We start from the raw sequence: 26,375 nt of genomic DNA, 5'->3' as shown, positions 1-26,375 counted from the left end.
GAATAAGATAACAGTGCGAAGGTGGCGGAATTGGTAGACGCGCTAGCTTCAGGTGTTAGTGTTCTTACGGACGTGGGGGTTCAAGTCCCCCTCTTCGCACCACTTATCTTATCTCCCTTCTGAATTCTCTGATTCCCTGTTATTTCAAACTCATCATTATCACCAGTATCCCGCTTATCAACGCGACGCACGATGGCAGCAGTACGAAATGCCGCAGTTGCTTGTGCCAAATCATCGCGGATGTCACCAGTAAACCTATTACGATGATCATTTTCCAGACGATCAACGAGAGATCGGTAAAGGCCAATCCGGCAAGCACGATCCCTGGCAGACATACTCCCCAACCACTTCTCAGCACGTTGCTCAACATGGTTTTCTCACTCAATACGATAATGATAACCAATATCATATGATAGAGTTTCTCATTTGTCAGCAGTCGCCAGAACATTCTTACGACCTTTACCTTTCCTGTAATGACAGGAATTCAGTAAGGTGATAAATTGCACACCTGTTAACTACCTATAACATTTTCCTGATATTTTAGTTCCTGATAATTTCACCATTTCAAATTCACATTGGCAGCCATCAGTCTGATTTAATTAAGTATTAATAAAATATACCGACATGACAGCACAATCCTGGCGTTCGTTGCGCCACAAGAAATATCAGTTATCTTTACGTTTATTTCTGTTCCTGAATACGTTTTCAGCTCTTTTTAGCATGCTGAATCCGCTGTACAGCGTTCAGGCCCTGTCTCTGCCCATCATTATTATTTTGACGTTTAGCCTGTCGTTGCTGGCGTGGCACTGGAAAAACAAAGCGCGAACAATCAATATCCCGCTGATTTCCCTGTTTTTTGGCGGATTATGGGCCTGGCATATCGCCGGTAAATTTTCTCTGGTCACCGGGGATCAACCACTCTATTTACTGGTCGCGTTGTTGAGTGTGTTATTCATTGGCTCCCTCGCGTTCGCCAGTGATATCAAAGCATTTACGTTGCACTCGCTGCCCACGTTCATTATTTGCCTGTCTTTGAGTCCGCACGATCAATGGCTGCGGATGATCTATTCTGTCGCCCTGCCCATGGCCGGGATTGCGATTCATCAGGTGATCCAAAAGCGTAATGACCTTTTTGCCCAGCAACTGCTCTATCGATTACAGGAAGAACGCGAAACGCTGAACGACCTGAGCATGATGGACCCCCTAACCGGCCTGTATAACCGGCGCGGGTTACAGAACCGTATTGAAAATCTGCCTGCGGTAAAAAGCGGCGAGCATTTTGTCCTGCTGCTGGATATCGATCACTTTAAGGCCTACAACGACCATTACGGCCATATGATGGGCGATCAGGCGCTTATTCGCGTCTCTGCCGCTATTCGTAATGCCGTACGCTCCCGGGATATTGTGGCCCGCTTTGGCGGTGAAGAATTTATGGTGCTGTTTACCAACATCACGCTCGAACAGGCCCGCCAGCGCGCAGAACGGATCCGCCAGCAGGTGTATGATCTTGAAATACCCCACATGTTTAATGAAAGTGTCGCCACCACCGTCACGATCAGCATCGGGATGGCCATCCTTGAAGGTGAAAATATCGAAGCGGCGCTCGAAAAAGCGGACAAAGCGCTGTATGAAGCGAAGCATCTTGGGCGTAACACTATTTTGCTGAGCCCCGAGCACCAGGCGATCTGAGGTCAGGCTCTCGCTTTGCCGACAAAAGGCTTGCGAATGCTTTTATCTATAGTTAGGATTGGCAATCATTATCATTTAGATTTCTATCCAACCCTATATGGCCACGCATTCCGCACAAAACGTTGACGCAATTCTCTGGCGAGCCCATCTCTCCACGGGGAGCACTTCGCTTGCGGAGGCTATAAGGGAGCAAATTGCTGAATCACGTGCCTACATGCTGGATTTCATCAAGCTTGATGAACCGCATCCACATCAGGCCATGACGCTCGAACAGTGGCGCCGCCCGTCAGAACTACGCTCTCTGCTGGCGCTCTATTCCGATCATATCTACCGTAATCAACCCGATCAGGCGCGAGAAAACAAACCGCTACTCTCTTTGTGGGCGCAATGGTATATCGGGCTGATGGTGCCGCCGCTGATGCTGGCTCTGCTGAGTCAGGATAATGCGCTGGCGCTCTCACCAGAGCATTTCCACGTAGAGTTTCACGAAACGGGCCGTGCCGCGTGTTTCTGGATTGATGTGCATGAAGACCGTCAGGTAACCGTGATGTCGCCTCAGGCGCGTATGGAAACGCTGGTGGCTCAGGCGCTGATGCCGGTGATTGACGCGCTGGAAGCGACGGGCGAAATTAATGGCAAGCTCATCTGGAGTAATACCGGGTATTTGATTCACTGGTATCTGACAGAAATGAAAACGCTGCTGGGAGATGAGAAGGTCGATGCGCTTCGTCAGTCTTGTTTCTTCACGAAACAGCTGGCGGACGGCAGAGATAATCCTCTTTATCGTACCGTGGTCCCGCGTGACGGGATACTTGTCCGACGTACATGCTGCCAGCGCTATCGCCTGCCTGATGTCCAGCAGTGCGGTGACTGCACGCTCAAATAATCCTTTTTATAAACCCGGCGGCCCATCACCGCCGGGTTTTTAGTTATGCGACCTGCTGATTTTCCTCTTCAGCGCGCTGCGCCTCTTCTGCTTCCTGTTCCAGCAACTGCTTCTCGTACACCTTAAAGAACGGGTAGTAGATAAGTGCTGAAACCAGCGCCAACAGAATCACCAGTACCGCCGCGCGGAAATCCCAGCCTAATGCCCATGCTGCCCCGACGGGCGCGGGTGCGGTCCAGGGAACGACTGAAATAACGCGACCAATCAGATCCAGCTTCATTGCTGCCCAGGCCAAAACAGCATTGACCATCGGGGCCAGCAGGAACGGGATAAAGAACACCGGGTTCATGACGATTGGGGTACCAAAAATTACCGGTTCGTTAATATTGAAGATACTCGGCACCACGCTCAGGCGGCCAATAGAGCGCAGGTGGGCTGAACGGCTTCGGAGGTAACAGAACACCAGCCCCATGGTGGCGCCAGACCCCCCGATCACGATAAAGAACGTCCAGAACGCTTCCATAAAGATATGGGGCAGCGGCGCACTCTGCGCCAGCGCTGTCTGGTTCGCTCCCAGGTTGGTGAGCCAGAACATTTGCAGCATCCCGGAGACAATCGCCGCACCGTGGATGCCGGCAAACCACAGCAGATGACCAATCAGTACTGCCAGCAGAATCGCCGGCAAGGAGTCTGCAGCGGAGACCAGCGGTTTAAAGATCGCCATAATGGCCTGCGGGATCAACATGTCGAACTGCGACTGTATTAACAGGCTCAGCGGATAGAGCGTCAACACAACCACCAGCACCGGAATCAGAAGATCAAAAGAGTTTTTGATCATCGGAGGCACCTGATCCGGCAAACGAATGCCGATATTATGCGCCTTCAGGAACCGCATCATCTCCACGCAGTAAATTGCCACCAGGATCGCCGTAAAGATCCCGGTTCCGCCCAGGCTATCCACCGGCAAGGTGCCTTTGGTTTTAGGCGCCGCGACCAGCAAAAAAGCCATTAACGACAGCATTGCGCACATGAACGGATCAAGCTGATGCGACTTGACGTAATGTTTACCCAGGTTATAGGCGATAGCCGCACAGATATAGAGCGACATCACCCCCATCGTCATATCAAACGGCGTCAGGATCTGGCCTTCAAACTGTTTTGCCATGTCCAGCCACGCACGGGCAAAGCCCCACGTGGTATCTGGCGAGAAAGGCGGGTAGGCGAAAACTAATAAAAACGACCCAACAATCATAAACGGCATCGCGGAGATAAAACCGTCGCGAATCGCCATCACATGACGCTGGGAGGAGATCCGCCCGGCAATCGGACTGACATAATTCTCGACGAAACGAAATATCAGATTAAACGCAGCATGGTTGGCAGACATATCGGCTCTCCTGTCAGACGTTCATTTTGGACGCGCACGCGCCACACGTTATTCCACACATCTTTCTCACAACCTTGCTGGTTCGTTTGCCAGCGGTACTGCTCGAGCGGATTAGATTCATAGTTGACTCTTATTATTAGGTGCAGAGGAGGTTACGTCTTCAGTATTCCTCTCTCACTGACGCTCTGCAACCGGTTACTGTAACCGGTTTCTGTGAATGTGAAGGCGATCCATAAAACGGCTGTACTGAATATTTGTTACGGAAGAGATATTTACAGAGCATAATTTCTTATGACAAATTACGCAGGAAATTTGTCAGGAGGAATCATGAGTTTGCAGTCAGTGCGGCAATTTTTTGCTGACAACGCCCCAGAGATCGAAATTATTGAGCTCAACCAGAGCACGGCAACCGTCGCCCTCGCGGCCGCAGCGCACTCTGTTGAGCCTGGCCAAATTGCCAAGACCTTGTCTTTAAAGATTAAAAACGACGTTATCCTGGTTGTCGCCAAAGGCGATGCGCGGCTGGATAATAAAAAGCTGAAGGCGACCTTTGGCGCTAAGGCACGCATGCTGAGCTGTGATGAAGTGGTGTCACTCACGGGACATCCGGTTGGCGGCGTGTGTCCCTTTGGCCTGGAGAATCCGCTGGCCGTTTACTGTGATATTTCGCTTAAACAGTATGAAGAAGTGCTCCCCGCAGCGGGTGCGATCCACAGCGCGGTGCGCATCGCGCCAGAAAAAATGGCAGAACTGACGGCAGCAAAATGGATTGATGTCTGCATTTAATCGCTGCGCCAGGCCCCTGGCGCAGTGCGTCTGTCTTTAAGAAAACGAGGAGACGATCCTTAAGGAACGACGAGGATCGGTCGCGGGCACATGCTTCAGAATATCTGCCGCATCCAGCAGCCCTACATCAGAATTCACCCCCAGCTTAATCATGGCGTTAAACTTATGCGCACGTATCGTCTTGATATTGCGCTCGAGTTGGGCAGCAATTTCCGGTATAGAATAACCGGAAGACATATAGCGTAAAATCATTCGCTCTGTCGGGCTTAACATGCGTCCCTGGCTGACGTGCCAGTGATTCAACATATTGTCATTGACCCGGTGGGTTTCACTCAGCAAAGTAACGAGCTGAGTTTTAAGCTCGTCGAGCGAGGCCGACTTGCTAATAATTCCGTGGAGGCGTGACGGAGCTAAATGGCTCACCAGTCTTGCTTCCATATCATCTGATGCCAGAACAATTCGCTGAACTGAACTACGTGTGATGGCCAGTTCCCGAATGGAGACCATGCAATTACGTCTTTCTTCTCGTCCATCTGAAAGAGAATAGATGACGGAGAAGAACGGTATTTGCGTCATTGCAACTTTAAGACTGTCAAAATCGGAATAAAAATGTAGCTGATATTGATCAAGCGGTGGCGCCGTAAAAAAATGCGCCAGGCCCGCGGCACTCATTATGCACTTTTCGATGACAGCGATGTGTCTCTTTGTGGGGTTCGTTTCCATTCCTCTGGTTCTCCATAGGCCGAAATTAAATTCAGCTCTCTCATTCCATGTGTACTATTGATCCACGCGTACATTTCGGCATTGCTACGCAGCGCTAACCGTCGCATCGCACTGTTTTTCTGTGCACTAACCGTTTTATTACTTTTCTGAAGTAATGAGGCAATTTGGTTAATACCCCAGCCTTTACCAATCAGTCGCAATACTTTGCGTTCAGAAAGCGTGAGCAACACACAGGATTCATATCCTTCCTCCATGTCTTGTGGCTCCGGTGCAAGTAACGTCTGGCTTATCCTTTCTGCAAGTTCGCTACCAGCGCGGATAGCACCGATCACGCCTTCGATAGGTTCCCTGTCAGAGAGCAAGGTGCTCTCCGGGCGCATGAGAAGCTCAACGGCAACAGGATATAAAGGACGTGATACGAGAAAAATCCAATGAATTCCCCGGTATTGACTTAATAATGAGTAATATTGCTCGAGCGTGGCTCGAGGATTGCGGTAATCACCGGAAATATCAGCAATAACAACATCAGCACGACGTAGCTGAAGTAACGTCAGCTCCTCCTGTGAACGACAAAATGTCAGTTCATACTCCGGAAAGTGGCGTGTCATTATGCCCGTCAGGCCCGTTTGCATGACAGGTAATTTACTAATAATAATCCCGTATTTACCGTTTGTTGATAACATAGGTTCTCCGAATCCCTTCATAATTTTGCTTGATAACGCCTGGTGTACAGACAACTGCACACGCATCCCTTAACGTTAAAATTAAATCGCATATATATGGCAATACAGCTGACTATCTAAGAATCGCCTAATCAAACCTAATATCGCACAAATAAAAGCAAAACATAATCAGTCCTCTATAAAAGATGAAATTAGAAAAACTTAATATAAACACCCTATTTTTTGAGTCTCATATATTCATATAACAAATAATTAAACCCCTTAGGTTTGAATCCCAGGGCGTCAACTGAATGCACAAATCTTGATCTAACCCAGCGCAAAGGGGCCCCTGCTCTGTGCTAAAAGTAAGCATTCGCAAGCCTTTGACCGAACCTTTTCACCAGGGCAACACATGCAGGTAGATCAGTCATCACAGCGGGCCGTCACGCGGTTATGTATTCAGTGCGGTCTTTTTTTATTGCAGCACGGTGCTGAAAGCGCACTGGTTGAAGAGCTATCAACACGTCTCGGTCTGGCCCTTGGCATGGACAGCGTCGAAAGCGCTATCTCCTCCAATGCGATCGTCCTGACGACCATTAAAGACGGGCAATGTCTTACGTCGACGCGTAAGAACCACGACCGCGGCATCAATATGCACGTGGTGACGGAGGTCCAGCATATTGTCATCATGGCCGAGCATAAGCTGCTGGATCTCGACACCGTCGAAAAACGCTTCAACCATATTAAACCGCTGCGTTACCCGCGCTGGCTGGTTGTGTTGATGGTGGGGCTCTCCTGCGCCTGCTTCTGTAAGCTCAATAATGGTGGCTGGGACGGCGCGGTGGTGACCTTCTTTGCCAGCGCGATTGCGATGTATGTGCGTCAGCTTCTGACGCAGCGACAGATGCATCCTCAGATTAATTTCTGTCTCGCGGCCTTTGTGGCGACAACCGTTTCCGGGCTGCTGCTGCGTCTGCCTGCGTTCTCCACGACCCCGACCGTTGCGATGGCGGCCAGCGTGCTGTTACTGGTGCCTGGCTTTCCTTTAATTAACTCGGTCGCAGACATGTTTAAAGGACACATCAATACAGGCCTTGCGCGATGGGCCATTGCCAGCCTGTTAACGCTGGCGACCTGCATTGGCGTCGTGATGGCGATGACGTTGTGGGGGTTACGCGGATGGGCGTGATTGATTTTTTGTTCGCGCTGGCGCAAGACATGCTTTTGGCGGCCATTCCTGCCGTGGGATTCGCCATGGTCTTTAACGTGCCCCATCGTGCGCTGCCCTGGTGCGCTTTATTAGGGGCGATTGGCCATGGTTCTCGCATGGTGATGATGACCGCGGGGTTTAACATTGAGTGGTCAACCTTTATGGCTTCAATGCTGATAGGGTGCATTGGGATCCAGTGGTCACGCTGGTATCTGGCCCATCCCAAAGTGTTTACGGTTGCCGCCGTCATCCCGATGTTTCCCGGCATTTCGGCGTATACCGCGATGATCTCTGCCGTGAAAATCAGCCATTTTGGCTACAGCGAGCCACAAATGATCCTGCTGCTCAGTAACTTTCTGAAAGCCTCATCCATCGTAGGCGCGCTGTCCATTGGCCTGTCGATACCGGGCCTGTGGTTATACCGTAAACGCCCCCGGGTGTGAGATTTGTGTTATCCCGCGCCTCTGGCGATAATCATTCCCCCTGTCTGGTCATATAAGGAAAGGATGTGGTTATCGCTGAGCATCATGAAGACTCCAGCCTGAAGGAGAAGATTTTTCAGAGCGCCATTACCCTGTTTGCCGAATACGGTCTGAACGGCGCGCGCATGGAGCAGATCGCTGAAAGAGCGGGAACAACCAAGCGCATGGTGGTCTATCACTATAAAAATAAAGAGAGCCTCTATCTCCAGGCGCTGGAATACGTTTACACCCAGATTCGCGCCAGCGAAAAAGAGCTGAGCCTGACCGGGATGCCGCCGGTCGAAGCGCTCGTTCACCTGGTTGAAACCACTTTTGACTATCACGCCGATCATCCTGACTATATTCGCATCATCTGCATGGAGAACATGCAGCGGGGCCGCTTTATGCAGCAGTCTAGCTATTTACGCCAGGTGAACCGCAGCGCGCTGGCGTTGCTCGAGGAGATCCTGCGGCGCGGTACAGAGAAGCAGCTGTTTAACCCCACCGTTTCTGCCCGCGATCTCCATCGTCTGATCAGCAGTTTTAGCTTTCACTATGTCGCCAACAGCTACACCTTTACCCTGCTTTTTGAAGACGGTGCAGACGAGCAGGCGCAGCGTGAGCATTACCGAAAAATGGCCGTTCAGGTGGCACTACGCTATACCTGCCCATAAATCGCTTGCAATTAAGTCGTGCGCTATCTATATTGAACTCATGAACGCAAAAACGAACGACTCGACCGCAGCGCTAAAGCTGGATAACCAGCTCTGTTTTGCTCTGTACTCGGCAAACCTGGCGCTGAATAAGCTGTACCGGCAGTTGCTGGCACCGCTGAACCTGACGTATCCGCAGTATCTGGTTATGCTGATATTGTGGGAGCAGGATGACATCACCGTGTCTGCCATCGGCGAGCGTCTGTTTTTAGATTCCGCCACGCTGACGCCGCTGTTAAAGCGCATGGAAAGCGCAGGGCTGATTCTTCGCCAGCGTTCGCGTCAGGATGAACGTCAGGTCGCGGTCACGTTAACGGCGCAAGGTCAGGAGCTGCAACAGCAGGCGCTGGCCATCCCACATGCGGTGGGCTGTGCCGCGAAATGCGATGCGGATTCTTTGAATACCCTCAAGCTCCAGCTGGAACAATTACGCCAGCAGCTCCATCAGGCTTGAGATACAGTGAATAAGTATTGATTTACCCATATATATCGCGCGCTATTTAATAGCACATATAAATGTAAGATGAGGAACCTGCCATGTCTTTAGAAAAAGTTGTCTACACTGCCAAAGCCAAAGCCACCGGAGGCCGTGATGGCCGTGCAACCTCTTCCGATGGCGTACTCGACGTAAAACTCGGCGTGCCAAAAGAGATGGGCGGCATGGGCGGTGACGTCACCAACCCAGAGCAGCTTTTCGCCGCCGGCTATTCTGCCTGCTTCCTGGGCGCGATGAAATTCGTCTCCGCACGCGACAAAATTGCGCTGCCGAAAGACGCGTTCATTGAAGGCGAAGTGGGTATCGGTCCGCTGCCAACCGGTTTTGGTATCGAAGCAAAACTGAATATTCACGTTGAAGGTATGGATCCTGCTGAAGCCAAAAAGCTGGTCGATGCAGCACATATCGTCTGCCCATACTCTAACGCAACCCGCGGCAACATTGATGTTACGCTGAATATCATTGCCTGATATCCGTTCCCCTCTCCCTCTCGGGAGAGGGTTCACCTGCCCCTTCCTCTCTGTGCTACCATAAGCCCATAATGTGTTCGCCGTGATCCAGCAGAGAAAGTGTAATGTCCTCCAGAATCCTGACCACCAGCGTCGCTGGTATTGATGCCTTTATGCGTGACCCCCGTGGGGTGCTGACGAATGCCGAAGGCGGCACGATCGCGGTCTTTGCCGATAACGCGCCCGCATTCTATGCCATCACGCCTGAGCGTCTGGCCCAGCTTCTGGAGATTGAATCTCGTCTGGCCCGTCCGGCAAGCGATGTTGCCCTGGACAGCCAATTTTTCGAAGAACCGAACAGCGTCCCTGTCGCCGTCCCGATGGGTAAATTTGCGATGTACGCGGGATGGCAACCCGATCCTGATTTCCAGCGGCTGGCCGGTTTATGGGGCATCGCCCTGACGAAACCCGTCACGCCGGAAGAGCTGGCCGCCTTTGTCGCCTACTGGCAGGCAGAGGGAAAAGTGTTCCACCACGTGCAGTGGCAGCAAAAGCTGGCGCGTAGCATCCAGATAAATCGGTCAGGCAGCGGCGGTCAGCCGAAGCGTGATATTAATGCATTCTCACAACCAGATTCACATATCCCACAGGGATTCCGGGGGGCCAAATGAAAAACGTCGGCGACCTGATGAAGCGTCTGCAAAAAATGATGCCTGCGAGCGTGAAGCCCGCCTTTACGACAGGTGAAGAGCTGCTGGCCTGGCAAAAGGAGCAGGGACAACTCCGCGCGGCAGCGCTTGCGCGCGAAAACCGCGCCATGAAAATGCAGCGCACCTTTAACCGTTCAGGCATTCGTCCGCTCCATCAAAACTGCTCTTTCGATAACTATAAGGTTGAGTCACAGGGGCAGATGAACGCCCTCAATCTGGCCCGCCAGTATGTCGATGAGTTTGATGGCAACATCGCCAGTTTTATCTTCAGCGGTAAACCTGGCACCGGCAAAAACCATCTTGCCGCCGCCATCTGTAACGAGCTGTTATTGCGTGGAAAATCGGTGCTGATCATTACCGTTGCCGACATCATGTCGGCCATGAAAGAGACCTTCAGCAACCGCGAAACCAGCGAAGAACAGCTGCTTAACGATCTCAGTAACGTTGATTTGCTGGTGATTGACGAAATCGGTGTCCAGACGGAATCCCGCTACGAGAAGGTGATCATTAACCAGATCGTCGATCGTCGGTCCTCCTCCAAGCGCCCCACCGGTATGCTCACCAACCATAACATCGACGATATGACCCGACTGCTGGGCGACCGCGTGATGGATCGCATGAAGCTTGGCAACAGTCTGTACGTTATTTTTGACTGGGATAGCTTCCGCAGCCGCGTCACCGGCAAAGAGTATTAAGACATTTCCGGCAATGATGCCTGTACAGCGGGTATATACTGGGGCGACTTCCAGCCTGTAACAGGCATTGTTTGGGTAGATATGATGAAAAAACGTCTTCTTAGCACAGCATTAACGGCACTGCTGCTCACCGGTGCCGCACATGCGGCCTCCTGGCAGGATTCTCTTTCCAGCGCCGCCAGCGAATTGACCAAAGAGAGCGGCAGCGCCGGGAACGACGGTTTTTCTGCCTCCTCTCTCGCCGGTTTGCTGGGGAACAGCAGCCAAAGCCTGAGTGCCGGCACGATGAACAACGCCGCAGGTATTCTGGAGTATTGCGCGAAGCAAAAACTGGCTTCAGTGACGGATACGCAGAACATCAAAAATCAGGTTCTGGGCAAGCTGGGTCTGGATACGCAGGAACAGAAAGCGGATACCAACTATATGGACGGGATTCAGGGCCTCCTGAATGCGCAAAATGGTCAGCAGTTAAATCTGACTACGCTCGGTAACTCCTCGCTGGCAAAACAGGTAAAGACCAAAGCCTGCGATTTAGTGCTGAAACAAGGCGTTAACTTCCTCTCCTGATCGTTCCCCTTTTCTGCCACATCCAACCGCGTTGATTCGATTATTCAGTCAACGCGGTGCCAGAAGTAAATAGCGCTCCCCCCGTCTCACCTGCTTCTCAGCGGGATGCGACGGCGTTCAAATTTTCTGCTTTCTAAACTAAATCCTAACAACAGCACACTTCCGTGACACTAGAATTGCAGCTATATGACTTCGCCATTACATTATATCCACCCAAAAAATAGATACTTAGCCTGCTAATAAAACAGGCGCCATTGAGGATAAGCTGTTGTCAGAGTTTATATCCCTTACCCTGTTCCTGGCCTCGATCGGCATCTATGCCTGGAAGGCCGGCCGCAATACCTGGTGGTTTATCGCCACGCTGCTGGTATTGGGCCTTTTTATTGTTTTAAATATTACCCTCTACGCCAGTGATTACTTTACCGGTGACGGAATCAACGATGCCGTCCTGTATACCCTAACGAATAGTCTGACCGGTGCAGGTGTTAGTAAGTACATACTTCCTGGATTCGGCCTGGTTCTGGCGCTGGTCGCGGTGTTTGGCGCGCTTGGCTGGGTGCTTCGTCGCCGTCGTCATCGCCCGCACCATATGGGCTACAGCCTGCTGGCCCTGCTCCTTGCACTGGGTTCCGTGGATGCCAGCCCGGCTTTCCATCAGATAACGGAACTGGTGAAATCCCAGTCGCGCGACGGTGACCCCGATTTCAGCGCCTATTACAAAGAGCCGTCAAAGCAGATTGCCAATCCAAAACTCAATCTGGTGTATATCTATGGCGAAAGCCTGGAGCGCACCTATTTTGACGAGGACGCTTTCCCGGGCCTTGCGCCGGAATTAGGGGCGTTAAAAAACGACGGGCTGGATTTCAGCCACACGGCGCAGCTGCCAGGCACCGATTACACCATCGCAGGTATGGTCGCCTCACAGTGCGGCATTCCGCTTTTCGCCCCCTTTGAGGGCAACGCTTCCGCGTCCATGTCGAGTTTCTTCCCGCAAAATATCTGCCTTGGCGATATCCTGAAAAACTCCGGCTATGAAAATTACTTTATGCAGGGCGCTAACCTGCGTTTCGCCGGTAAAGATGTCTTCCTGAAATCGCACGGCTTTGACCATCTGTACGGCGCGGAAGAGCTTAAAACGACGGTGGCCGACCCCACTTACCGTAATGACTGGGGCTTTTACGACGATACCGTGCTGGACGAAACCTGGAAGAAATTTGAATCCCTTTCTCAGTCGGGTAAACGTTTCTCGCTATTCGCCCTGACGGTGGACACCCATCATCCGGACGGCTTTATTTCGCGAACCTGCCAGCGCAAGCGCTACGATATCGACGGCAAACCTAACCAGTCATTCAGCGCCGTCACCTGTAGCCAGGAACATATCGCGGCCTTTATCGAGAAGATCAAAGCCTCGCCGTGGTTTAAAAATACGGTGATTGTGGTTTCATCGGACCATCTGGCGATGAAAAATACCGCATGGGATCGCCTTAATAAGCTGGACCGCAGCAACCTGTTCTTTGTGATCCGCGGCGACCAGCCCCAGCAGGAGCTGATTGCCACCAAACGTAACACCATGGATAACGGCGCGACGGTCCTTGATATTCTTGGCGGCGATAACTTTATTGGCCTTGGGCGAAGCACGCTTTCGGGTCAGTCACTGTCTGAAGTGTTCCTCAACATGAAGGATAAAATTCTGGCCTGGAAACCGGACGTTATCCGCCTGTGGAACTTCCCGAAAGAGATGAAAGAGTTCACCATCGATCAACCCAAAAATATGATCGCCTTCTCGGGGAGTCACTTCCGCTTGCCGCTCCTGCTGCGGGTCTCCGACAATCGCGTGGAACCGCTGCCGGAAAGCGAATACTCTGCCCCGTTGCGCTTCCAGCTGGCCGATTTCGCCCCGCGCGATAACTTCGTCTGGGTCGATCGTTGCTACAAAATGGGTCAGATTTGGTCCCAGCCGCTGGCTCTCTCAACCGACTGGTGCGTATCGCAAGGCCAGCTAGGGGGCAAACAGCAGGTACAGCGTGTCGATAAAGATCGCTGGCAAGGCAAAACGGCCTTCAAAGATGTCGTCATCGATACTGACCGCTACAAACGTAACGTGGAGATGCTGAAAGTTGTCGATAATGATATCCGCTACAAAGCCGACAGTTTCGTGTTTAACGTGGCGGGCGCGCCGGAAGAGGTAAAACAGTTTAGCGGGATTTCTCGTCCTGAATCCTGGGGCCGCTGGTCCAATGCCCAGCTCGGGGACGAGGTGAAAATTGAGTATACCCAGCCTCTGCCTGAGAAATTCGATCTGGTGATCACCGCCAAAGCCTATGGCCCGAATGCGGATAAGCCCATTCCGGTGCGCATTGGGGATAAAGAGCAGATGCTGACGCTGGGCAAAGAGGTCACCACCACCACGCTGCATTTCGACAACCCTTCTCGCAGCAATACGGTCGTTATTATTCCGCCCGAACCGCAGTCGACAAACGAAGGGAATATTCTTGGGCATTCGCCGCGTAAGCTGGGCATAGGGATGGTGGAAATTAAGGTCGTCAACGCGGCTGGCTAAGCCATATCGCCTCGGTGAAGGTATCGTTGTCGTGTGCGTCTGGCACAGCGGGGAGTCAGATAAAAGCGAGCGTTTACTATCATGTAAGGTGATGTGCGGACTGGCTTTTGTCACCAAACAAAACGTCCTGCCGAAGCAGGACGTTTTTCACATCAGAAGGTTTCCCAGTTGTCACCTGTCGTGGTCGCAGCGGCTTTGCGCGCCATCACCGGAGCCGGGGTTTTTAACGCCTGGTCACGTGATTTCATCTGCTCCTGCTGAATGCGGAACACGGCGACAGCCTGCGTCAGGCGACTCGCCTGCTCTTCCAGCGCGGCCGCGGCAGCGGCGGACTCTTCCACCAGCGAGGCGTTCTGCTGCGTGACGCGATCCATCTCAGCAACAGCCAGACCGACCTGATCGATACCCCGGCTCTGCTCGTCAGACGCAGAGGCGATTTCGCCCATAATGTCCGTCACGCGGGTCACCGCATTCACGATCTCATCCATGGTTTCACCGGCGCTTTCAACCAGGGTTGAACCCAGCTCAACGCGGCCGACGGAGTCTTCAATCAGGCTTTTAATTTCGCGTGCTGCCTGGGCGCTACGCTGTGCGAGGTTACGCACTTCGCCTGCCACAACCGCAAAACCACGGCCCTGCTCACCCGCACGTGCGGCTTCAACCGCTGCGTTCAGCGCCAGAATATTCGTCTGGAAAGCAATGCCGTCGATCACGCTAATAATATCGGCAATTTTCTGAGAACTGCCCGCGATGTCACGCATGGTTTGCACCACGTTATCCACCACTTTACCGCCTTTCTGCGCGGTTTCGGACGCGCTCAGAGCCAGATTGCTGGCCTGACGCGCATTTTCGGCGTTCTGTTTCACGGTGGCCGTCAGCTGCTCCATGCTCGCTGCGGTCTCTTCCAGAGAGGCCGCCTGCTGCTCGGTACGTGAAGAGAGATCGTTATTCCCGACGGAGATTTCGCTCGCGCCGCTGTAAATCGCATTGGCGCCGTTACGCACGTCACCCACGGTCCGTACCAGCTCACCCTGCATATGACGCAGCGATTCGGCCAGTTCGCCCATTTCGTTGGTGCCTTCCACATCAATGCGTTTCACCAGATCGCCGCTGGCAATATGACGAATGCTGTCGATCAGACGGTTCAGCGGAGAGATCAGGGTTTGTTTGATACCCAGCCACACGCCAACGATAACCACCAGCACCAGGATCAGCACGCTCAACAGAACCCAGATGGCCTGGCTGTAAGAGCTATTGCTGTCATCCACGGCCACCTGATAGAGATGGTCGTTTTGCTGCAGATAGTTCACGTACTGTTTCTCGAAACCGTCCTGGAAGCTCTGGGTCGGCTGATCGAAGAATTCATTGATTTTACCGGCACCCAATAACTGGATAAGTTCTGCCAGCGCACCGTGATAGATATCGTAGTTACGTTTAATTTCCAGGGCAGCGGCGTCGCTCTGGCGCGGATCACGCGGCAACGCTTCATAATCGGCCCAGTTTTTCTCCGCCTGCTTCAGGGAAGCAGACGCAATCTGCATCAGCTCGGCCACGGTCGCGCCGCTGCCAATATTGCTCTGATCCATCATGTAACGAATACCCGCACGGTTCAGGGTATTACGGGTTTGCAGCAACGCGACCCAGCTGCCGTTAAGCGTGGACTGCTGCTGGCGAATGGTTTGCAGGACGGTGAAATTCTCTTTGTCATGCTTGAGGGCATTAAAGAAAAGACCACCGGACGTCAGTTGTAACAGGCCGAAAATAGCCAGAACCAGTAACAAACTGGTGACAATCTTGATACGATTTAACATGATTTCTCTTTCCATCAGACAGATAACAGAATTTTCGGCCTGGGAAAGGAAAACTTTACGAAAATCGTACTAAAAGTCGTGTTTATTCCCACTCTTTTTGCAGTGAGAAGAAGAACGATAAGCAATCAATTTTAAACGTTGACCTCCACCCCCGATACGGGGAGAAATAATCCCCTGATTATTATTAATCCCTGCCTCGACCAGAACGGCACCCCCACGTGCAAAAAAAATTAATGTTTATCCTAAGTGGGGTCGTTATATATCCATAAGATAAATTTTGGCTCTGTATCACTGACACATTCTGTCAGCGATGCTCTGCATTATTCAGAGTCACGCAGCAAATAAACGGGAATCCATTATGGCAACGCCGGTTCGGAGCCGTTCGGCTGAACGCCTCGTCGATATTATTCTGGAACTACATTTAAACGGCGTCGTTAATCGCAGCGACCTGATGCATAAATTTAATATTACAGAACGCACGGTCTACCGCGATCTGAACGCCCTGGCGCCGATTGTTGAACACAGCGGCAACGGACAGTATCGCCTGATTCATCTGTCGTCTGGTTCCCATGAGCACGGCATCCACCATACGCTGGCGAATTTTCTCAATGCCGACGCCTACATCCCGGAAAGAGGAAAGGAGTTTTGGCAGCATCTGGACGCCCGCGTTGAAGAGAACCATATTCTTATCCTGAACACGGATGCTGAACATTCGGTCAAAAAAGATATCCGCCAGCATTTATCCGCCATTGAGAAGTCGATTAAACAGCACTTCGTCTGCCAGATTGTTTATAAGAATAAAACCAGACTGATTAATCCCTATAAACTTATTAACAAAAAAAATATATGGTATTTACAAGCCACCGAAAATGGCAGGTTAAAATCCTTTTCCCTAAGTCAGATTCACTGGTTCGATATACAGAATAAAACTTTCATCCCGGATGCGGATACGCTCGCCCTGCTTGAGAAAAATCTCGACCCCTGGGTCAGTGACGAAACCTTTGAAGTCACCGTTTTCCTGCATCGTGATATTTCACACTATTTTAAACGCCGCAATTTATTGCCCGACCAGGAACTGCTTGCTGAAACACCGGAGGGGATCACCCTCCGTTGCCAGGCCTCTCATGAAAATCAAATCCTGCCGCTGCTCTGTTACTGGTTACCGAATATCCAGATTTTGTCGCCGCAATGGCTGCGTGAAAAACTGATCGATACGCTCGAGGGTTATCTCGCTGCGGTGCCCGTCGACGCCTGAAAATAAACTTCGTGATCTCAATCACATAAACACGCCGACTGAGGGTGAGCCCAAACCGCTCACCCCACCCTTTGACCGCTCACCTGCACGTTTCAACCACTCACTCATTTACCGTCCTTTACACGGGCGCGGATCTGGCAAGATCGCCCCAGCACTAATCATCACTTCCTCACAACGCACGATGACCCTTTTTTCTTCACATAAAAAACCAGGTCTTACTATGGATACGAAAAAACTACTTAAGCACGTGCCCTGGGCCTTACTCGGGATCCTCGGGGCTTTCTGTCTGGCGGTTGTCGCATTACGCCGGGGCGAGCACGTTAGCGCCCTGTGGATCGTGGTCGCGTCAGTCTCCGTTTATCTTGTGGCTTATCGCTACTACAGCTTGTATATCGCGCAGAAGGTCATGAAACTCGACCCGACGCGCGCCACCCCCGCGGTCATTAACAACGATGGCCTGAACTACGTTCCGACCAACCGCTATGTCCTGTTTGGTCACCACTTTGCCGCAATAGCCGGTGCAGGTCCGCTGGTTGGGCCGGTGCTTGCCGCGCAGATGGGCTACCTGCCGGGCACGCTTTGGCTGCTGGCCGGCGTGGTGCTGGCGGGTGCCGTTCAGGACTTCATGGTGCTGTTTATCTCTACTCGCCGTAACGGCGCCTCTCTGGGTGAGATGGTTAAAGAAGAGATGGGCCGCGTGCCGGGCACCATTGCCCTGTTTGGCTGCTTCCTGATCATGATTATCATCCTGGCGGTGCTGGCGCTGATCGTGGTGAAAGCGCTGGCAGAAAGTCCGTGGGGGGTCTTCACCGTCTGCTCCACCGTGCCGATTGCGCTCTTTATGGGCATATACATGCGCTTCCTGCGCCCAGGTCGCGTCGGCGAAGTGTCGGTCATTGGTATTGTTTTACTGGTGGCAGCCATTTACTTTGGCGGCGTCATTGCGCACGACCCGTACTGGGGCCCGGCGCTCACCTTTAAAGACACCACCATCACCTTTGCCCTGATTGGCTACGCTTTTATCTCAGCGCTGCTGCCGGTCTGGCTGATTCTGGCTCCGCGTGATTACCTGGCCACCTTCCTGAAAATCGGCGTGATCGTCGGTCTGGCGATTGGCATTGTGATCATCAACCCGGAACTGAAAATGCCTGCGGTCACGCAGTACATTGACGGCACCGGTCCACTGTGGAAAGGGGCGCTCTTCCCGTTCCTGTTCATCACCATTGCCTGTGGCGCGGTATCTGGCTTCCATGCGTTGATCGCCTCCGGCACCACGCCGAAGCTGATGGCGAACGAAACCGACGCCCGCTTTATCGGTTATGGCGCGATGCTGATGGAATCCTTCGTGGCCATCATGGCGCTGGTTGCGGCATCGATCATTGAGCCGGGTCTGTACTTTGCGATGAACACCCCGCCTGCGGGGCTGGGCATCACCATGCCAAACCTGCACGAAATGGGGGGCGATAACGCCGCGCTGATCATGGCGCAGCTGAAAGATGCCAGCGCTCATGCGGCCGCTACCGTCAGCTCCTGGGGCTTTGTGATTTCGCCTGAGCAGATCATGCAGACCGCGAAAGACATCGGTGAACCGTCAATTCTGAACCGTGCCGGCGGCGCACCAACGCTTGCCGTGGGTATCGCTCACGTCTTCCATAAAGTGCTGCCGTGGGCGGACATGGGCTTCTGGTACCACTTCGGTATTCTGTTCGAAGCTCTGTTCATCCTGACCGCGCTGGATGCAGGCACCCGTGCGGGCCGCTTTATGCTGCAGGATCTGCTCGGTAACTTCGTGCCGTTCCTCAAGAAAACGGATTCACTGGCGGCAGGCGTACTGGGAACGGCGGGCTGCGTCGGTCTGTGGGGCTATCTGCTGTATCAGGGCGTCGTCGATCCGTTGGGCGGCGTGAAGAGCCTGTGGCCGCTGTTCGGTATCTCTAACCAGATGCTGGCCGCTGTGGCCCTGGTACTCGGCACCGTTGTCCTTGTGAAGATGAAACGCACCAAATACATCTGGGTGACCGTGGTCCCTGCGCTGTGGCTGCTGCTGTGCACCACCTGGGCGCTGGGTCTGAAACTGTTCAGCGCCAATCCGCAGCTGGAAGGCTTCCTGTACATGGCGAACCAGTACAAAGAGAAGATTGCAGCAGGCGGCGGCGACCTGACCGCGCAACAGATTGCCAACATGAACCATATCGTGGTGAATAACTACACCAACGCGGGTCTGAGCATTCTGTTCCTGGTCGTCGTCTACAGCATCATCTTCTTTGGCATCAAAACCTGGCTGAACGTGCGTAACGCCGACGGTCGTACGGATAAAGAGACCCCGTATGTCCCGGTCCCGGAAGGCGGCGTGAAGACCTCTTCACACCACTAATCCACCCTCCTCCCCTCTTCTTTCAGGAGAGGGTTAGGGTGAGGGAAACCACGCCCGGCCGCCGCTGCCGGGCTTTTTCTATCTGGAAGGCACAATGTTTGGTAACTTAGGCGAAGCAAAAAAATACCTTGGTCAGGCGGCCAAAATGCTGATTGGTATCCCGGACTATGACAACTATGTTGAGCATATGAAAACCAACCATCCCGATAAGCCGTATATGACCTATAACGAATTCTTCCGTGAGCGTCAGGAAGCACGCTATGGCGGAAGTGGCGAAGGCGGCATACGCTGCTGCTAAAGGAGAGACCATGACACCGATTGCAGTAACCCTCCTCACCGGCTTTTTGGGCGCGGGCAAAACCACCCTGCTGCGCCACATTCTGAACGAGCAGCACGGTTTTAAAATCGCCGTCATTGAAAACGAATTTGGTGAAGTTTCAGTAGACGATCAGCTGATAGGCGATCGCGCTACGCAGATCAAAACCCTGACCAACGGCTGCATCTGCTGCACCCGATCCAGCGAACTGGAAGATGCCCTGCTCGATCTGCTCGACAGCCGCGATCGCGGTGACATCGGGTTCGATCGTCTGGTGATCGAATGCACCGGCATGGCCGATCCCGGTCCGATTATTCAGACCTTTTTCTCCCACGAGATCCTCTGTCAGCGCTACCTGCTGGATGGCGTCATCGCCCTGGTTGACGCGGTACACGCCAACGAACAAATGAATCAGTTCACTATTGCCCAGTCGCAAATTGGCTATGCCGATCGTATTTTGCTGACCAAAACCGACGTGGCGGGCGACAGCGAAGAACTGCGCGAGCGGCTGACACGCATTAACTCACGCGCCCCGATTTACACGGTGACGCACGGCGATATCGATCTGGCGCAGCTGTTTAACACCAACGGCTTTATGCTCGAAGAGAACGTCACGTCAAAACCGCGCTTTCACTTTATGGCTGATAAGCAAAACGACGTCTCATCAATCGTGGTGGAACTGGATTTCCCGGTGGATATCAGCGAAGTCTCCCGCGTGATGGAGAACCTGCTGCTGTCGTTTGCCGACAAGCTGCTGCGCTACAAAGGAATGCTGTGGATTGACGGTGAACCAAATCGCCTGCTGTTCCAGGGCGTGCAGCGCCTGTACAGCGCCGACTGGGACCGCCCGTGGGCCGACGAACCGCCGCACAGCGTGATGGTGTTTATCGGCATTCAGTTGCCGGAAGAGGAGATTCGGGCGGCATTCTCGCAGTTAAAGAAATAATATTTCCACTCCCTTTCTGCCTGAAAGGGAGTATAAACGCCATTGATATTTACTTTGTTATATTCTTTTCGTTTCCAATATTGTCTGTTAATGTCTTAAATAATGAAACAACAGTCAATGAACATTCTCGCAAATGTTAATTATACCAGAAATATAAATCCCATGAATGAGTAGACGTGACATGGCAATCATTATTCCGACAATCAGTAGTTGTAGTGAGAAAATTACGGCAGGCGAAAAAAGACTTGCCAGGATACTTGAAGGTGGACTGAGCGATAAGTGTACCTGCTGGTATGATATTCCAATAGGCGATAAACAACATCATCCGGACTTTGTCATACTCACCCCGGATAAGGGCCTGTTATTTATAGAAGTAAAAGACTGGTTTGTCACAAAAATCAAATCCGCCAATAAAACCCACATTCATTACGAAACCAAAAACGGTATTGAACCTCTTAAAAATCCACTTGAGCAGGTTCGCCAATATACATTCAAGACGATTGATAGCCTGAAAAATGACCCCCAGCTTCGCCAGCAAGACGGGGATTATCAGGGCAGTTTTATTATGCCCTATGGCTACGGCGTTTATTTGAGCAATATTACCCGTCCGCAGCTTGAAAAGCATTTTAATGCTCTCGAACTACAAGAAATTTTGCCCGCCGATCTGATTATCTGTAAAGACGAGCTTAATGAGTTTATGACAAGAGAACAAATCTCAGCAAGGTTGATCTCTCTTCTTAAACATAACTTCCCGCATCACACCACGCCGCAACAGCTCGATCGGATCAGATGGCATCTTTATCCCGACACTCGCATCAACCCGTCAGTGACTCACGTTGAACTGCATAGCTTTACCTTACATGCCCCTGATATCGTTTGCATCATGGACACGAATCAGGAACAGCTCGCCAGAAGTATGGGGCCAGGACACCGCGTCGTGCATGGAGTAGCGGGCTCGGGCAAAACGCTTATTCTCCTTCACCGCTGCGTTGATTTGGCTAATAATATAGAAAATACCAAGCCTGTCCTGGTGGTTTGCTACAACATTACGCTCGCCAGAAAACTAAAAGCGCAGATCGACCTCCATCCACTTCGGATCCCGGTTGAAGTGACGCATTTTCATGCCTGGTGTTATCAGCAATTACATACGCATGGCCGACTTCCGCCTAAAGGTAAAAACTTTGTAGAACGAATGGAAAATGCCCTGACAAAGGCATTTGAGGAAGGCGCGATTAAACCAGAGCAATACAGTGCCGTTTTAATCGATGAAGGGCATGACTTCAAGCCCGAATGGCTAAAAATTCTTGCCCGCATGCCCGATAATAAAGACAACGCGCTGCTTTTCCTTTACGACGATGCACAATCTATTTACCAGAAAAAGAAAGCCCTCGACTTTACACTCTCAAGCGTCGACATTAAGGCGCAAGGGCGCACAACCATTCTGAATATCAACTATCGTAATACCCGTCAAATATTGCATTTCGCCAGCAGCATGGCATTCAACTATCTCAATAATCATATTGAGGCAGCGCTTCAATACCAGCAACCTTCTGCGGGCGGCCTGACCGGGCATTATCCCGCCCTGGCTTGCTTTGATAATCAGGATGATGAGATTACCCACGTACTCAACTGGATTACTGACCAACGCCAACAAGGGGTGGCCTGGTCAGAAATCGCGGTACTCTGTCCTTCAACCTATAGTATCTCTGACGCCCTGGTTCCCAGATTGACGGCCCGCAAAATCCCCTTCCAGATGATTGTTACCGGAAATGATAAGAAACACTGGTCACCGCAGAATGATTTACTTTGCGTTATGCCTCTGCCAAGCAGTAAGGGTCTCGAGTTCCACTCCGTTGCGATTATGGATGCGGCAAAAGGACGGGAAGAAGAGGATTTAAGCGATGATATTAAGCGTCTGTATGTCGGCTTTACGCGTGCACGCCACAACCTTCTGGTGACAATGCACGGTAGCGGCAAACTGCACGATCATCTTAAAGAGACCTACGATAAGAGCGAAAAAAACGTTTAAATGCCCTAAGCACCTGGCCCCAGTTCTCTTGCTGGGGTCTGCCTGCCTTTTCTGGCGTTACCCCGAATCAATGATCGCTTCAACTCAGCACTATTCTGAGGACGTCAAACCTTTTTAAAATCCGCCTGCAGCTCAAATCATGCTCATGACAGATTAATTATGTAAATTTACGTATTTATCTGTTTCAACTGAAATATAATTGGAAATAATAAGAAGCTTAATTAATTCACGTCGAACGATTTTATCCGCTCTGTTCATTTTATGTTTAGCCAAAAAATTAAACGCAGATTAAACGCAAAAACATTAACCATTGACCCCAAAGTAAACCTTCACACACGCAACATTAAAGAATAACTTCGATAACAAAATCAGCATTAAACCGCGACATCCATCACATTTGCAGTCATAAACCTCGCCTGTTAAGGTGCCCTCAGATTAATTTAACGACGAGGCATAAAACATGAAAAAGCTGAATATTCTTCTCCTTGCTGCTCTGACTGCTGTATCAGGTTCCGCACTGGCCATGGGCGGTAGCATCGAACAGGGTAAAAACTTTACCAACCTCAATCTGGAAATGGGTAAATCCTCATCTGGCCTGTATGCAGAAAGCAACTGGCTGAAGAATACCGATGACGGTACGCAGACCGGCGGCGTGGGCGCAGGCTACAACCTGGAACTCGGCCCGGTGATGCTGAATGCAGGAGCCAAAGCCATCTACATTGGCCCGAAGAAAGGCGATAACGGCGTAGCATTCCCAATCGGCGGCGGTGTGAATGTTGCCCTGACCGACAGCATCCATGTCTTTGGTGAAGGCTATGTCGCACCAGAAGGCCTGAACAACAGCGTTAAAAACTACGTTGAAGCCAACGGCGGCGTAAGCTGGACCCCTGTTAAACCTGTTACGCTGAAAGTGGGTTATCGCCACGTAAGCGTTGACGGCAAAGACGGTCGTCCAGGCCACACCCTGATTGACGGCGCATACGTTGGCGGTGGGGTCACCTTCTAATGAAACGCCGCATGACTGCGCTTTGTATTCTGAGCGTCACCTTACTTCTTTCAGGTTGCGTCCAGTATAAATGGGTTAAGCCAGGGGTGAGTGATTCAGAGATGAATAAAAAGCTCACGGAATGCGAAGCGCAGGCGCTGATTGATCTTCCGCCCGATAATGTCGTGACGAGTTCTAGCTCGGAAAAAAAGGACAAATCGAAAAAGAAAAAGGATATTTCCACGAGCTATTCCGTTGAAGACGCCAACGAATATCGCAGAGAGCCGCTTGTCGACAGCTGCATGTTCAAAAGCGGGTGGGATAAGATCGAAGTTAAATAACAGCCCGGTTTAAAAAACCTGCCTTTCGGCAGGTTTTTTTATGCTGTTTACTGACGCACCACCACCAGCTTCTGGTTCACAAACTCTTTGATCCCCAGATCCGACAGCTCACGCCCGTAGCCCGAACGCTTCACGCCCCCGAACGGCAGCTCTGCTGCGGTATCGGTCAGCCAGTTGATGTAGACCATCCCGGTTTCGATACGTGACGCCATTTTCTTCGCACGTTCGATGTCTTTACTGAACACCGCGCCACCCAGTCCGTAGTGAGAATCGTTGGCCAGGCTTATCGCCTCGTCGTCGTTTTTCACCACGTAAACCTGCGCCACCGGTCCGAAGAACTCTTCGAAATACGCCGGGTTATCCCGTGAAATATGGGTCAGGATCGTCGGCTCAAAGAAGCTCCCCTCTCGCTGCACGGGCTTGCCGCCAAGATGCAGTTTCGCGCCATTTTTCACCGCGTCGTCCACCTGTTTGGTTAACGTCTCGAGCGCATCTTTTGATGATAAAGGTCCAAGCGTCGTGCTCTTATCGAGCGGATCGCCCACTTTTATCGCGCGGAAGGCTTCCGTGAATTTGGCCAGGAACTGGTCAGCAATTTTTTCGTGCAGAATAAAGCGCTTGGCAGCGGTACAGACCTGCCCGGCATTGGCGAGTCGGGCATTGACACCCGTTTTGACCGCCTTCTCCAGATCCGCATCGTCCAGCACGACGAACACATCGTTCCCGCCTAACTCCAGCGTCGATTTTTTGATGTGTTTGGCTGCCTGAGCGGCCACTACGCTACCGGCTTTCTCCGATCCGGTAAGAGCGGCACCCTGAACGCGTGGATCGGCGATAATTGCCGCCACCTGATCCTGCGAGATAAACAGGTTGGTCCAGGCTCCTTCCGGCGCGCCCGCTTCGCGAACCAGATGCGCAAAGGCTTCCGCACATTGCGGCACGATACTGGCGTGTTTCGCCAGCACCGGGTTACCGGCGGCCAGGTTTGGCGCCAGCACGCGCATCAGCTGATAATACGGGAAGTTCCATGGCTCCACGGCCATCAGGACACCGATGGGATGATGTTCCACCCACGCGTCGCCCATTTCAGATTTGTATTTCACCGGCGCGAGGAACTGCTTCGCGTTATCCGCGTAATAGCGGGCAATTTGTGCACACAGCTTCACTTCGCTACGGCTTTGCTCAATGAGTTTCCCCATTTCCACACTGGCGATTTTGGCCAGATCGTCCACACGCGCGTCGATCAGGTCCGCCAGTTTATGCAGTACAGGCAGGCGCTGTTCGATGTCCCCTTTTGCCCATTCTGAATGGTAAAGGGCATCCGCTTTTTTAAGCGCCGCTTCGACGTCTGCGTCGGTGTGGGAGGGATATTCTTTGATGAGCTGATTGGTGGCAGGATTTACTGTCTGATAAGCCATATTGAATCTCCTGTTTTTGCCGCTTAGGGTAATAAGGGTAGTCAATGTGACTGGATGCGGGCGTAAAGTTGGGTATATAAGGACATTTCCGAATGTGACGCTGCCCTCTGAAATGCTGACATGGTATAAAAAACGCAACTGACAGGACGACCTATGACCGAAACGCGCCACATTCGCCAGAGTTTTCATCGTGCCCCGGGCCTTGAGCTGCGAAGCACCTGGCAAAGCACACAGGCTTATAAACGCCACAGCCACACTCAGCTGTCGATAGGCGCGATAGTCGAGGGGCAGACGTGCTGTCTATGCAACGGTCAGGAATTCATCCTGAAACCGGGCGATATCATCGTGATCCCAGCCCATGTACCGCACAGTTGCAATCCGCTGGCAGGGCAGCCTCGCAGCTATCATTTGCTGTATCTCGACACCCCTGTACCGCTGGCGATGCAGGTTATCCGCAGTGCATCTCTGTTTAGTCTTTATCTGCATGTTGTTGAAAACCTGTCTGAATCATCCCTGCGCGCTTTGCTCACGGCCCTTCCACAGGGCGGGGATGAAGGTGACACGCTGCGTCCTACCAGCCAGCAGTTACAGCAGGTCTTCCTCCGCGAACTCATCCATCCGCCCGGACTGGATGAACTTGCTCAGCGGTTCTCGCTGCGTAAAGAGACGCTGATACGTACCTTTAAACAGGATACAGGCCTGACGCCGGGCAGCTTTCTCAATATCGCACGCGTGGAATATGCCAAAGCCCGCTTGCGCGCAGGAGACACAATTGCCGACGTGAGCTATCAAAGTGGGTTTGCCGACCAGAGTCATTTTCATAAAACGTTTGTCAGCTACACGGCCGCAACCCCTCGCCAGTACGCTACGGGCCGATCAATTTCAGACAATAAATAGTGTCCGCAA

At 52.0% G+C, this 26,375-nt stretch carries 26 protein-coding genes and 1 tRNA gene; 21 read left to right on the top strand and 6 right to left on the bottom strand.

Translation table 11 applies throughout. The features are described from left to right. Positions 1–15: 15 nt before the first annotated feature. Positions 16–102 (top strand) — tRNA-Leu (locus LZP96_RS07570). A gap of 37 nt (positions 103–139) precedes the next feature. On the opposite strand, the gene LZP96_RS07565 is transcribed toward LZP96_RS07570, so the two are convergent. After that, the gene (locus LZP96_RS07565; RefSeq protein ID WP_064328062.1) at positions 140–409 is read right to left on the bottom strand and encodes a DUF1435 domain-containing protein; all 270 of its coding nucleotides are present in this window, start codon (positions 407–409) and stop codon (positions 140–142) included. Between the two features lie 215 nt (positions 410–624). Between LZP96_RS07565 and LZP96_RS07560 the strand changes: the two genes are divergently transcribed. Both LZP96_RS07560 and fhuF read left to right on the top strand, forming a co-directional pair. Continuing rightward, positions 625–1,689, top strand: coding sequence for a GGDEF domain-containing protein (locus LZP96_RS07560; protein WP_064324721.1), 1,065 nt, complete (start codon positions 625–627; stop codon positions 1,687–1,689). Positions 1,690–1,786: 97 nt separating this feature from the next. Next, positions 1,787–2,575 carry a siderophore-iron reductase FhuF gene (gene fhuF, locus LZP96_RS07555; RefSeq protein ID WP_258925811.1) on the top strand — a complete coding sequence of 263 codons (789 nt, stop codon included), beginning with the start codon at positions 1,787–1,789 and terminating at the stop codon, positions 2,573–2,575. Positions 2,576–2,618: 43 nt separating this feature from the next. On the opposite strand, the gene LZP96_RS07550 is transcribed toward fhuF, so the two are convergent. Continuing rightward, positions 2,619–3,962 carry a PTS sugar transporter subunit IIC gene (locus LZP96_RS07550; RefSeq protein WP_064324719.1) on the bottom strand — a complete coding sequence of 448 codons (1,344 nt, stop codon included), beginning with the start codon at positions 3,960–3,962 and terminating at the stop codon, positions 2,619–2,621. A 327-nt stretch (positions 3,963–4,289) separates the two neighbouring features. Between LZP96_RS07550 and LZP96_RS07545 the strand changes: the two genes are divergently transcribed. Beyond that, complete coding sequence (locus LZP96_RS07545) at positions 4,290–4,748, top strand: YbaK/EbsC family protein (protein ID WP_258925810.1); 459 nt, start codon at positions 4,290–4,292, stop codon at positions 4,746–4,748. A 36-nt stretch (positions 4,749–4,784) separates the two neighbouring features. Here the strand turns inward: LZP96_RS07545 and bglJ are convergent, their stop codons facing one another. Then, positions 4,785–5,420 (bottom strand): DNA-binding transcriptional activator BglJ, encoded by a 636-nt coding sequence (gene bglJ, locus LZP96_RS07540; RefSeq protein ID WP_064324717.1) that lies wholly within the window; start codon positions 5,418–5,420, stop codon positions 4,785–4,787. Continuing rightward, positions 5,420–6,154 carry a helix-turn-helix transcriptional regulator gene (locus LZP96_RS07535; protein WP_258925823.1) on the bottom strand — a complete coding sequence of 245 codons (735 nt, stop codon included), beginning with the start codon at positions 6,152–6,154 and terminating at the stop codon, positions 5,420–5,422. The genes bglJ and LZP96_RS07535 overlap by 1 nt, the downstream gene beginning before the upstream one ends. Before the next feature lie 391 nt (positions 6,155–6,545). Between LZP96_RS07535 and LZP96_RS07530 the strand changes: the two genes are divergently transcribed. From LZP96_RS07530 to opgB, 9 genes are all read left to right on the top strand, one after another. Then, positions 6,546–7,322 carry a threonine/serine exporter family protein gene (locus tag LZP96_RS07530; protein WP_258925809.1) on the top strand — a complete coding sequence of 259 codons (777 nt, stop codon included), beginning with the start codon at positions 6,546–6,548 and terminating at the stop codon, positions 7,320–7,322. Further along, positions 7,313–7,786 (top strand): threonine/serine exporter, encoded by a 474-nt coding sequence (locus tag LZP96_RS07525; protein ID WP_258925808.1) that lies wholly within the window; start codon positions 7,313–7,315, stop codon positions 7,784–7,786. Before LZP96_RS07530 ends, LZP96_RS07525 begins: the two co-directional genes overlap by 10 nt. A gap of 65 nt (positions 7,787–7,851) precedes the next feature. Further along, positions 7,852–8,478, top strand: a complete 627-nt coding sequence (locus LZP96_RS07520; protein ID WP_064324714.1) for a TetR/AcrR family transcriptional regulator — start codon at positions 7,852–7,854, stop codon at positions 8,476–8,478. A 40-nt stretch (positions 8,479–8,518) separates the two neighbouring features. Further along, positions 8,519–8,971, top strand: a complete 453-nt coding sequence (locus tag LZP96_RS07515) for a MarR family winged helix-turn-helix transcriptional regulator (RefSeq protein WP_258925807.1) — start codon at positions 8,519–8,521, stop codon at positions 8,969–8,971. An 83-nt stretch (positions 8,972–9,054) separates the two neighbouring features. Beyond that, positions 9,055–9,483 carry an organic hydroperoxide resistance protein gene (locus LZP96_RS07510; protein ID WP_258925806.1) on the top strand — a complete coding sequence of 143 codons (429 nt, stop codon included), beginning with the start codon at positions 9,055–9,057 and terminating at the stop codon, positions 9,481–9,483. A gap of 104 nt (positions 9,484–9,587) precedes the next feature. Then, a complete protein-coding gene (gene dnaT / locus LZP96_RS07505; RefSeq protein WP_258925805.1) occupies positions 9,588–10,133 on the top strand; it encodes a primosomal protein DnaT in 546 nt (181 codons plus the stop codon). Further along, the gene (gene dnaC, locus LZP96_RS07500; RefSeq protein WP_258925804.1) at positions 10,130–10,867 is read left to right on the top strand and encodes a replicative helicase loader DnaC; all 738 of its coding nucleotides are present in this window, start codon (positions 10,130–10,132) and stop codon (positions 10,865–10,867) included. The genes dnaT and dnaC overlap by 4 nt, the downstream gene beginning before the upstream one ends. Positions 10,868–10,948: 81 nt before the next feature. Beyond that, on the top strand, positions 10,949–11,434 hold the full coding sequence (locus LZP96_RS07495; protein ID WP_064324709.1) for a YjjA family protein: 486 nt from the start codon (positions 10,949–10,951) through the stop codon (positions 11,432–11,434). A 268-nt stretch (positions 11,435–11,702) separates the two neighbouring features. After that, the gene (gene opgB / locus LZP96_RS07490; RefSeq protein WP_064324708.1) at positions 11,703–13,994 is read left to right on the top strand and encodes a phosphatidylglycerol--membrane-oligosaccharide glycerophosphotransferase; all 2,292 of its coding nucleotides are present in this window, start codon (positions 11,703–11,705) and stop codon (positions 13,992–13,994) included. A 152-nt stretch (positions 13,995–14,146) separates the two neighbouring features. Here opgB and tsr read toward each other — a convergent pair whose 3' ends face one another. Further along, positions 14,147–15,805 carry a methyl-accepting chemotaxis protein gene (gene tsr / locus LZP96_RS07485; protein WP_064324707.1) on the bottom strand — a complete coding sequence of 553 codons (1,659 nt, stop codon included), beginning with the start codon at positions 15,803–15,805 and terminating at the stop codon, positions 14,147–14,149. A 358-nt stretch (positions 15,806–16,163) separates the two neighbouring features. On the opposite strand from tsr, the gene LZP96_RS07480 reads away from it, so the two are divergent. From LZP96_RS07480 to LZP96_RS07450, 7 genes are all read left to right on the top strand, one after another. After that, complete coding sequence (locus tag LZP96_RS07480) at positions 16,164–17,060, top strand: helix-turn-helix transcriptional regulator (RefSeq protein WP_258925803.1); 897 nt, start codon at positions 16,164–16,166, stop codon at positions 17,058–17,060. Positions 17,061–17,280: 220 nt separating this feature from the next. After that, on the top strand, positions 17,281–19,434 hold the full coding sequence (locus LZP96_RS07475) for a carbon starvation CstA family protein (RefSeq protein ID WP_258925802.1): 2,154 nt from the start codon (positions 17,281–17,283) through the stop codon (positions 19,432–19,434). A 94-nt stretch (positions 19,435–19,528) separates the two neighbouring features. After that, on the top strand, positions 19,529–19,732 hold the full coding sequence (locus LZP96_RS07470) for a YbdD/YjiX family protein (RefSeq protein ID WP_064324704.1): 204 nt from the start codon (positions 19,529–19,531) through the stop codon (positions 19,730–19,732). A gap of 10 nt (positions 19,733–19,742) precedes the next feature. Further along, a complete protein-coding gene (gene yjiA / locus LZP96_RS07465) occupies positions 19,743–20,696 on the top strand; it encodes a GTPase (RefSeq protein WP_258925801.1) in 954 nt (317 codons plus the stop codon). Between the two features lie 181 nt (positions 20,697–20,877). Beyond that, positions 20,878–22,725 (top strand): UvrD-helicase domain-containing protein, encoded by a 1,848-nt coding sequence (locus tag LZP96_RS07460; RefSeq protein ID WP_258925800.1) that lies wholly within the window; start codon positions 20,878–20,880, stop codon positions 22,723–22,725. 460 nt (positions 22,726–23,185) lie between these two features. After that, positions 23,186–23,731, top strand: a complete 546-nt coding sequence (locus LZP96_RS07455; RefSeq protein ID WP_258925799.1) for a YfaZ family outer membrane protein — start codon at positions 23,186–23,188, stop codon at positions 23,729–23,731. After that, positions 23,731–24,051 carry a hypothetical protein gene (locus LZP96_RS07450; RefSeq protein WP_064324700.1) on the top strand — a complete coding sequence of 107 codons (321 nt, stop codon included), beginning with the start codon at positions 23,731–23,733 and terminating at the stop codon, positions 24,049–24,051. Before LZP96_RS07455 ends, LZP96_RS07450 begins: the two co-directional genes overlap by 1 nt. A 47-nt stretch (positions 24,052–24,098) precedes the next feature. Here the strand turns inward: LZP96_RS07450 and LZP96_RS07445 are convergent, their stop codons facing one another. Beyond that, positions 24,099–25,469 (bottom strand): NAD-dependent succinate-semialdehyde dehydrogenase, encoded by a 1,371-nt coding sequence (locus LZP96_RS07445; RefSeq protein WP_064324699.1) that lies wholly within the window; start codon positions 25,467–25,469, stop codon positions 24,099–24,101. 153 nt (positions 25,470–25,622) lie between these two features. Here LZP96_RS07445 and LZP96_RS07440 point away from each other — a divergent pair, with 153 nt between their 5' ends. After that, positions 25,623–26,366 (top strand): helix-turn-helix transcriptional regulator, encoded by a 744-nt coding sequence (locus LZP96_RS07440; RefSeq protein ID WP_258925798.1) that lies wholly within the window; start codon positions 25,623–25,625, stop codon positions 26,364–26,366. Positions 26,367–26,375 lie beyond the last annotated feature (9 nt).

The sequence above is a fragment of the Huaxiibacter chinensis genome, from assembly GCF_022171985.1.
Classification (GTDB): domain Bacteria; phylum Pseudomonadota; class Gammaproteobacteria; order Enterobacterales; family Enterobacteriaceae; genus Enterobacter; species Enterobacter chinensis_A.
Note: the sequence above shows the minus strand (reverse complement) of the source record. Positions and strands in the feature narration are given on the sequence as shown.

Coding starts and splice junctions, on each gene's coding strand:
- LZP96_RS07565 (WP_064328062.1), bottom strand. CDS start 409: ATGATATTGGTTATCATTATCGTATTGAGTGAGAAAACCATGTTGAGC.
- LZP96_RS07560 (WP_064324721.1), top strand. CDS start 625: ATGACAGCACAATCCTGGCGTTCGTTGCGCCACAAGAAATATCAGTTA.
- fhuF (WP_258925811.1), top strand. CDS start 1,787: ATGGCCACGCATTCCGCACAAAACGTTGACGCAATTCTCTGGCGAGCC.
- LZP96_RS07550 (WP_064324719.1), bottom strand. CDS start 3,962: ATGTCTGCCAACCATGCTGCGTTTAATCTGATATTTCGTTTCGTCGAG.
- LZP96_RS07545 (WP_258925810.1), top strand. CDS start 4,290: ATGAGTTTGCAGTCAGTGCGGCAATTTTTTGCTGACAACGCCCCAGAG.
- bglJ (WP_064324717.1), bottom strand. CDS start 5,420: ATGAGTGCCGCGGGCCTGGCGCATTTTTTTACGGCGCCACCGCTTGAT.
- LZP96_RS07535 (WP_258925823.1), bottom strand. CDS start 6,154: ATGTTATCAACAAACGGTAAATACGGGATTATTATTAGTAAATTACCT.
- LZP96_RS07530 (WP_258925809.1), top strand. CDS start 6,546: ATGCAGGTAGATCAGTCATCACAGCGGGCCGTCACGCGGTTATGTATT.
- LZP96_RS07525 (WP_258925808.1), top strand. CDS start 7,313: ATGGGCGTGATTGATTTTTTGTTCGCGCTGGCGCAAGACATGCTTTTG.
- LZP96_RS07515 (WP_258925807.1), top strand. CDS start 8,519: ATGAACGCAAAAACGAACGACTCGACCGCAGCGCTAAAGCTGGATAAC.
- LZP96_RS07510 (WP_258925806.1), top strand. CDS start 9,055: ATGTCTTTAGAAAAAGTTGTCTACACTGCCAAAGCCAAAGCCACCGGA.
- dnaT (WP_258925805.1), top strand. CDS start 9,588: ATGTCCTCCAGAATCCTGACCACCAGCGTCGCTGGTATTGATGCCTTT.
- dnaC (WP_258925804.1), top strand. CDS start 10,130: ATGAAAAACGTCGGCGACCTGATGAAGCGTCTGCAAAAAATGATGCCT.
- LZP96_RS07495 (WP_064324709.1), top strand. CDS start 10,949: ATGATGAAAAAACGTCTTCTTAGCACAGCATTAACGGCACTGCTGCTC.
- tsr (WP_064324707.1), bottom strand. CDS start 15,805: ATGTTAAATCGTATCAAGATTGTCACCAGTTTGTTACTGGTTCTGGCT.
- LZP96_RS07480 (WP_258925803.1), top strand. CDS start 16,164: ATGGCAACGCCGGTTCGGAGCCGTTCGGCTGAACGCCTCGTCGATATT.
- LZP96_RS07475 (WP_258925802.1), top strand. CDS start 17,281: ATGGATACGAAAAAACTACTTAAGCACGTGCCCTGGGCCTTACTCGGG.
- LZP96_RS07470 (WP_064324704.1), top strand. CDS start 19,529: ATGTTTGGTAACTTAGGCGAAGCAAAAAAATACCTTGGTCAGGCGGCC.
- yjiA (WP_258925801.1), top strand. CDS start 19,743: ATGACACCGATTGCAGTAACCCTCCTCACCGGCTTTTTGGGCGCGGGC.
- LZP96_RS07460 (WP_258925800.1), top strand. CDS start 20,878: ATGGCAATCATTATTCCGACAATCAGTAGTTGTAGTGAGAAAATTACG.
- LZP96_RS07455 (WP_258925799.1), top strand. CDS start 23,186: ATGAAAAAGCTGAATATTCTTCTCCTTGCTGCTCTGACTGCTGTATCA.
- LZP96_RS07450 (WP_064324700.1), top strand. CDS start 23,731: ATGAAACGCCGCATGACTGCGCTTTGTATTCTGAGCGTCACCTTACTT.
- LZP96_RS07445 (WP_064324699.1), bottom strand. CDS start 25,469: ATGGCTTATCAGACAGTAAATCCTGCCACCAATCAGCTCATCAAAGAA.
- LZP96_RS07440 (WP_258925798.1), top strand. CDS start 25,623: ATGACCGAAACGCGCCACATTCGCCAGAGTTTTCATCGTGCCCCGGGC.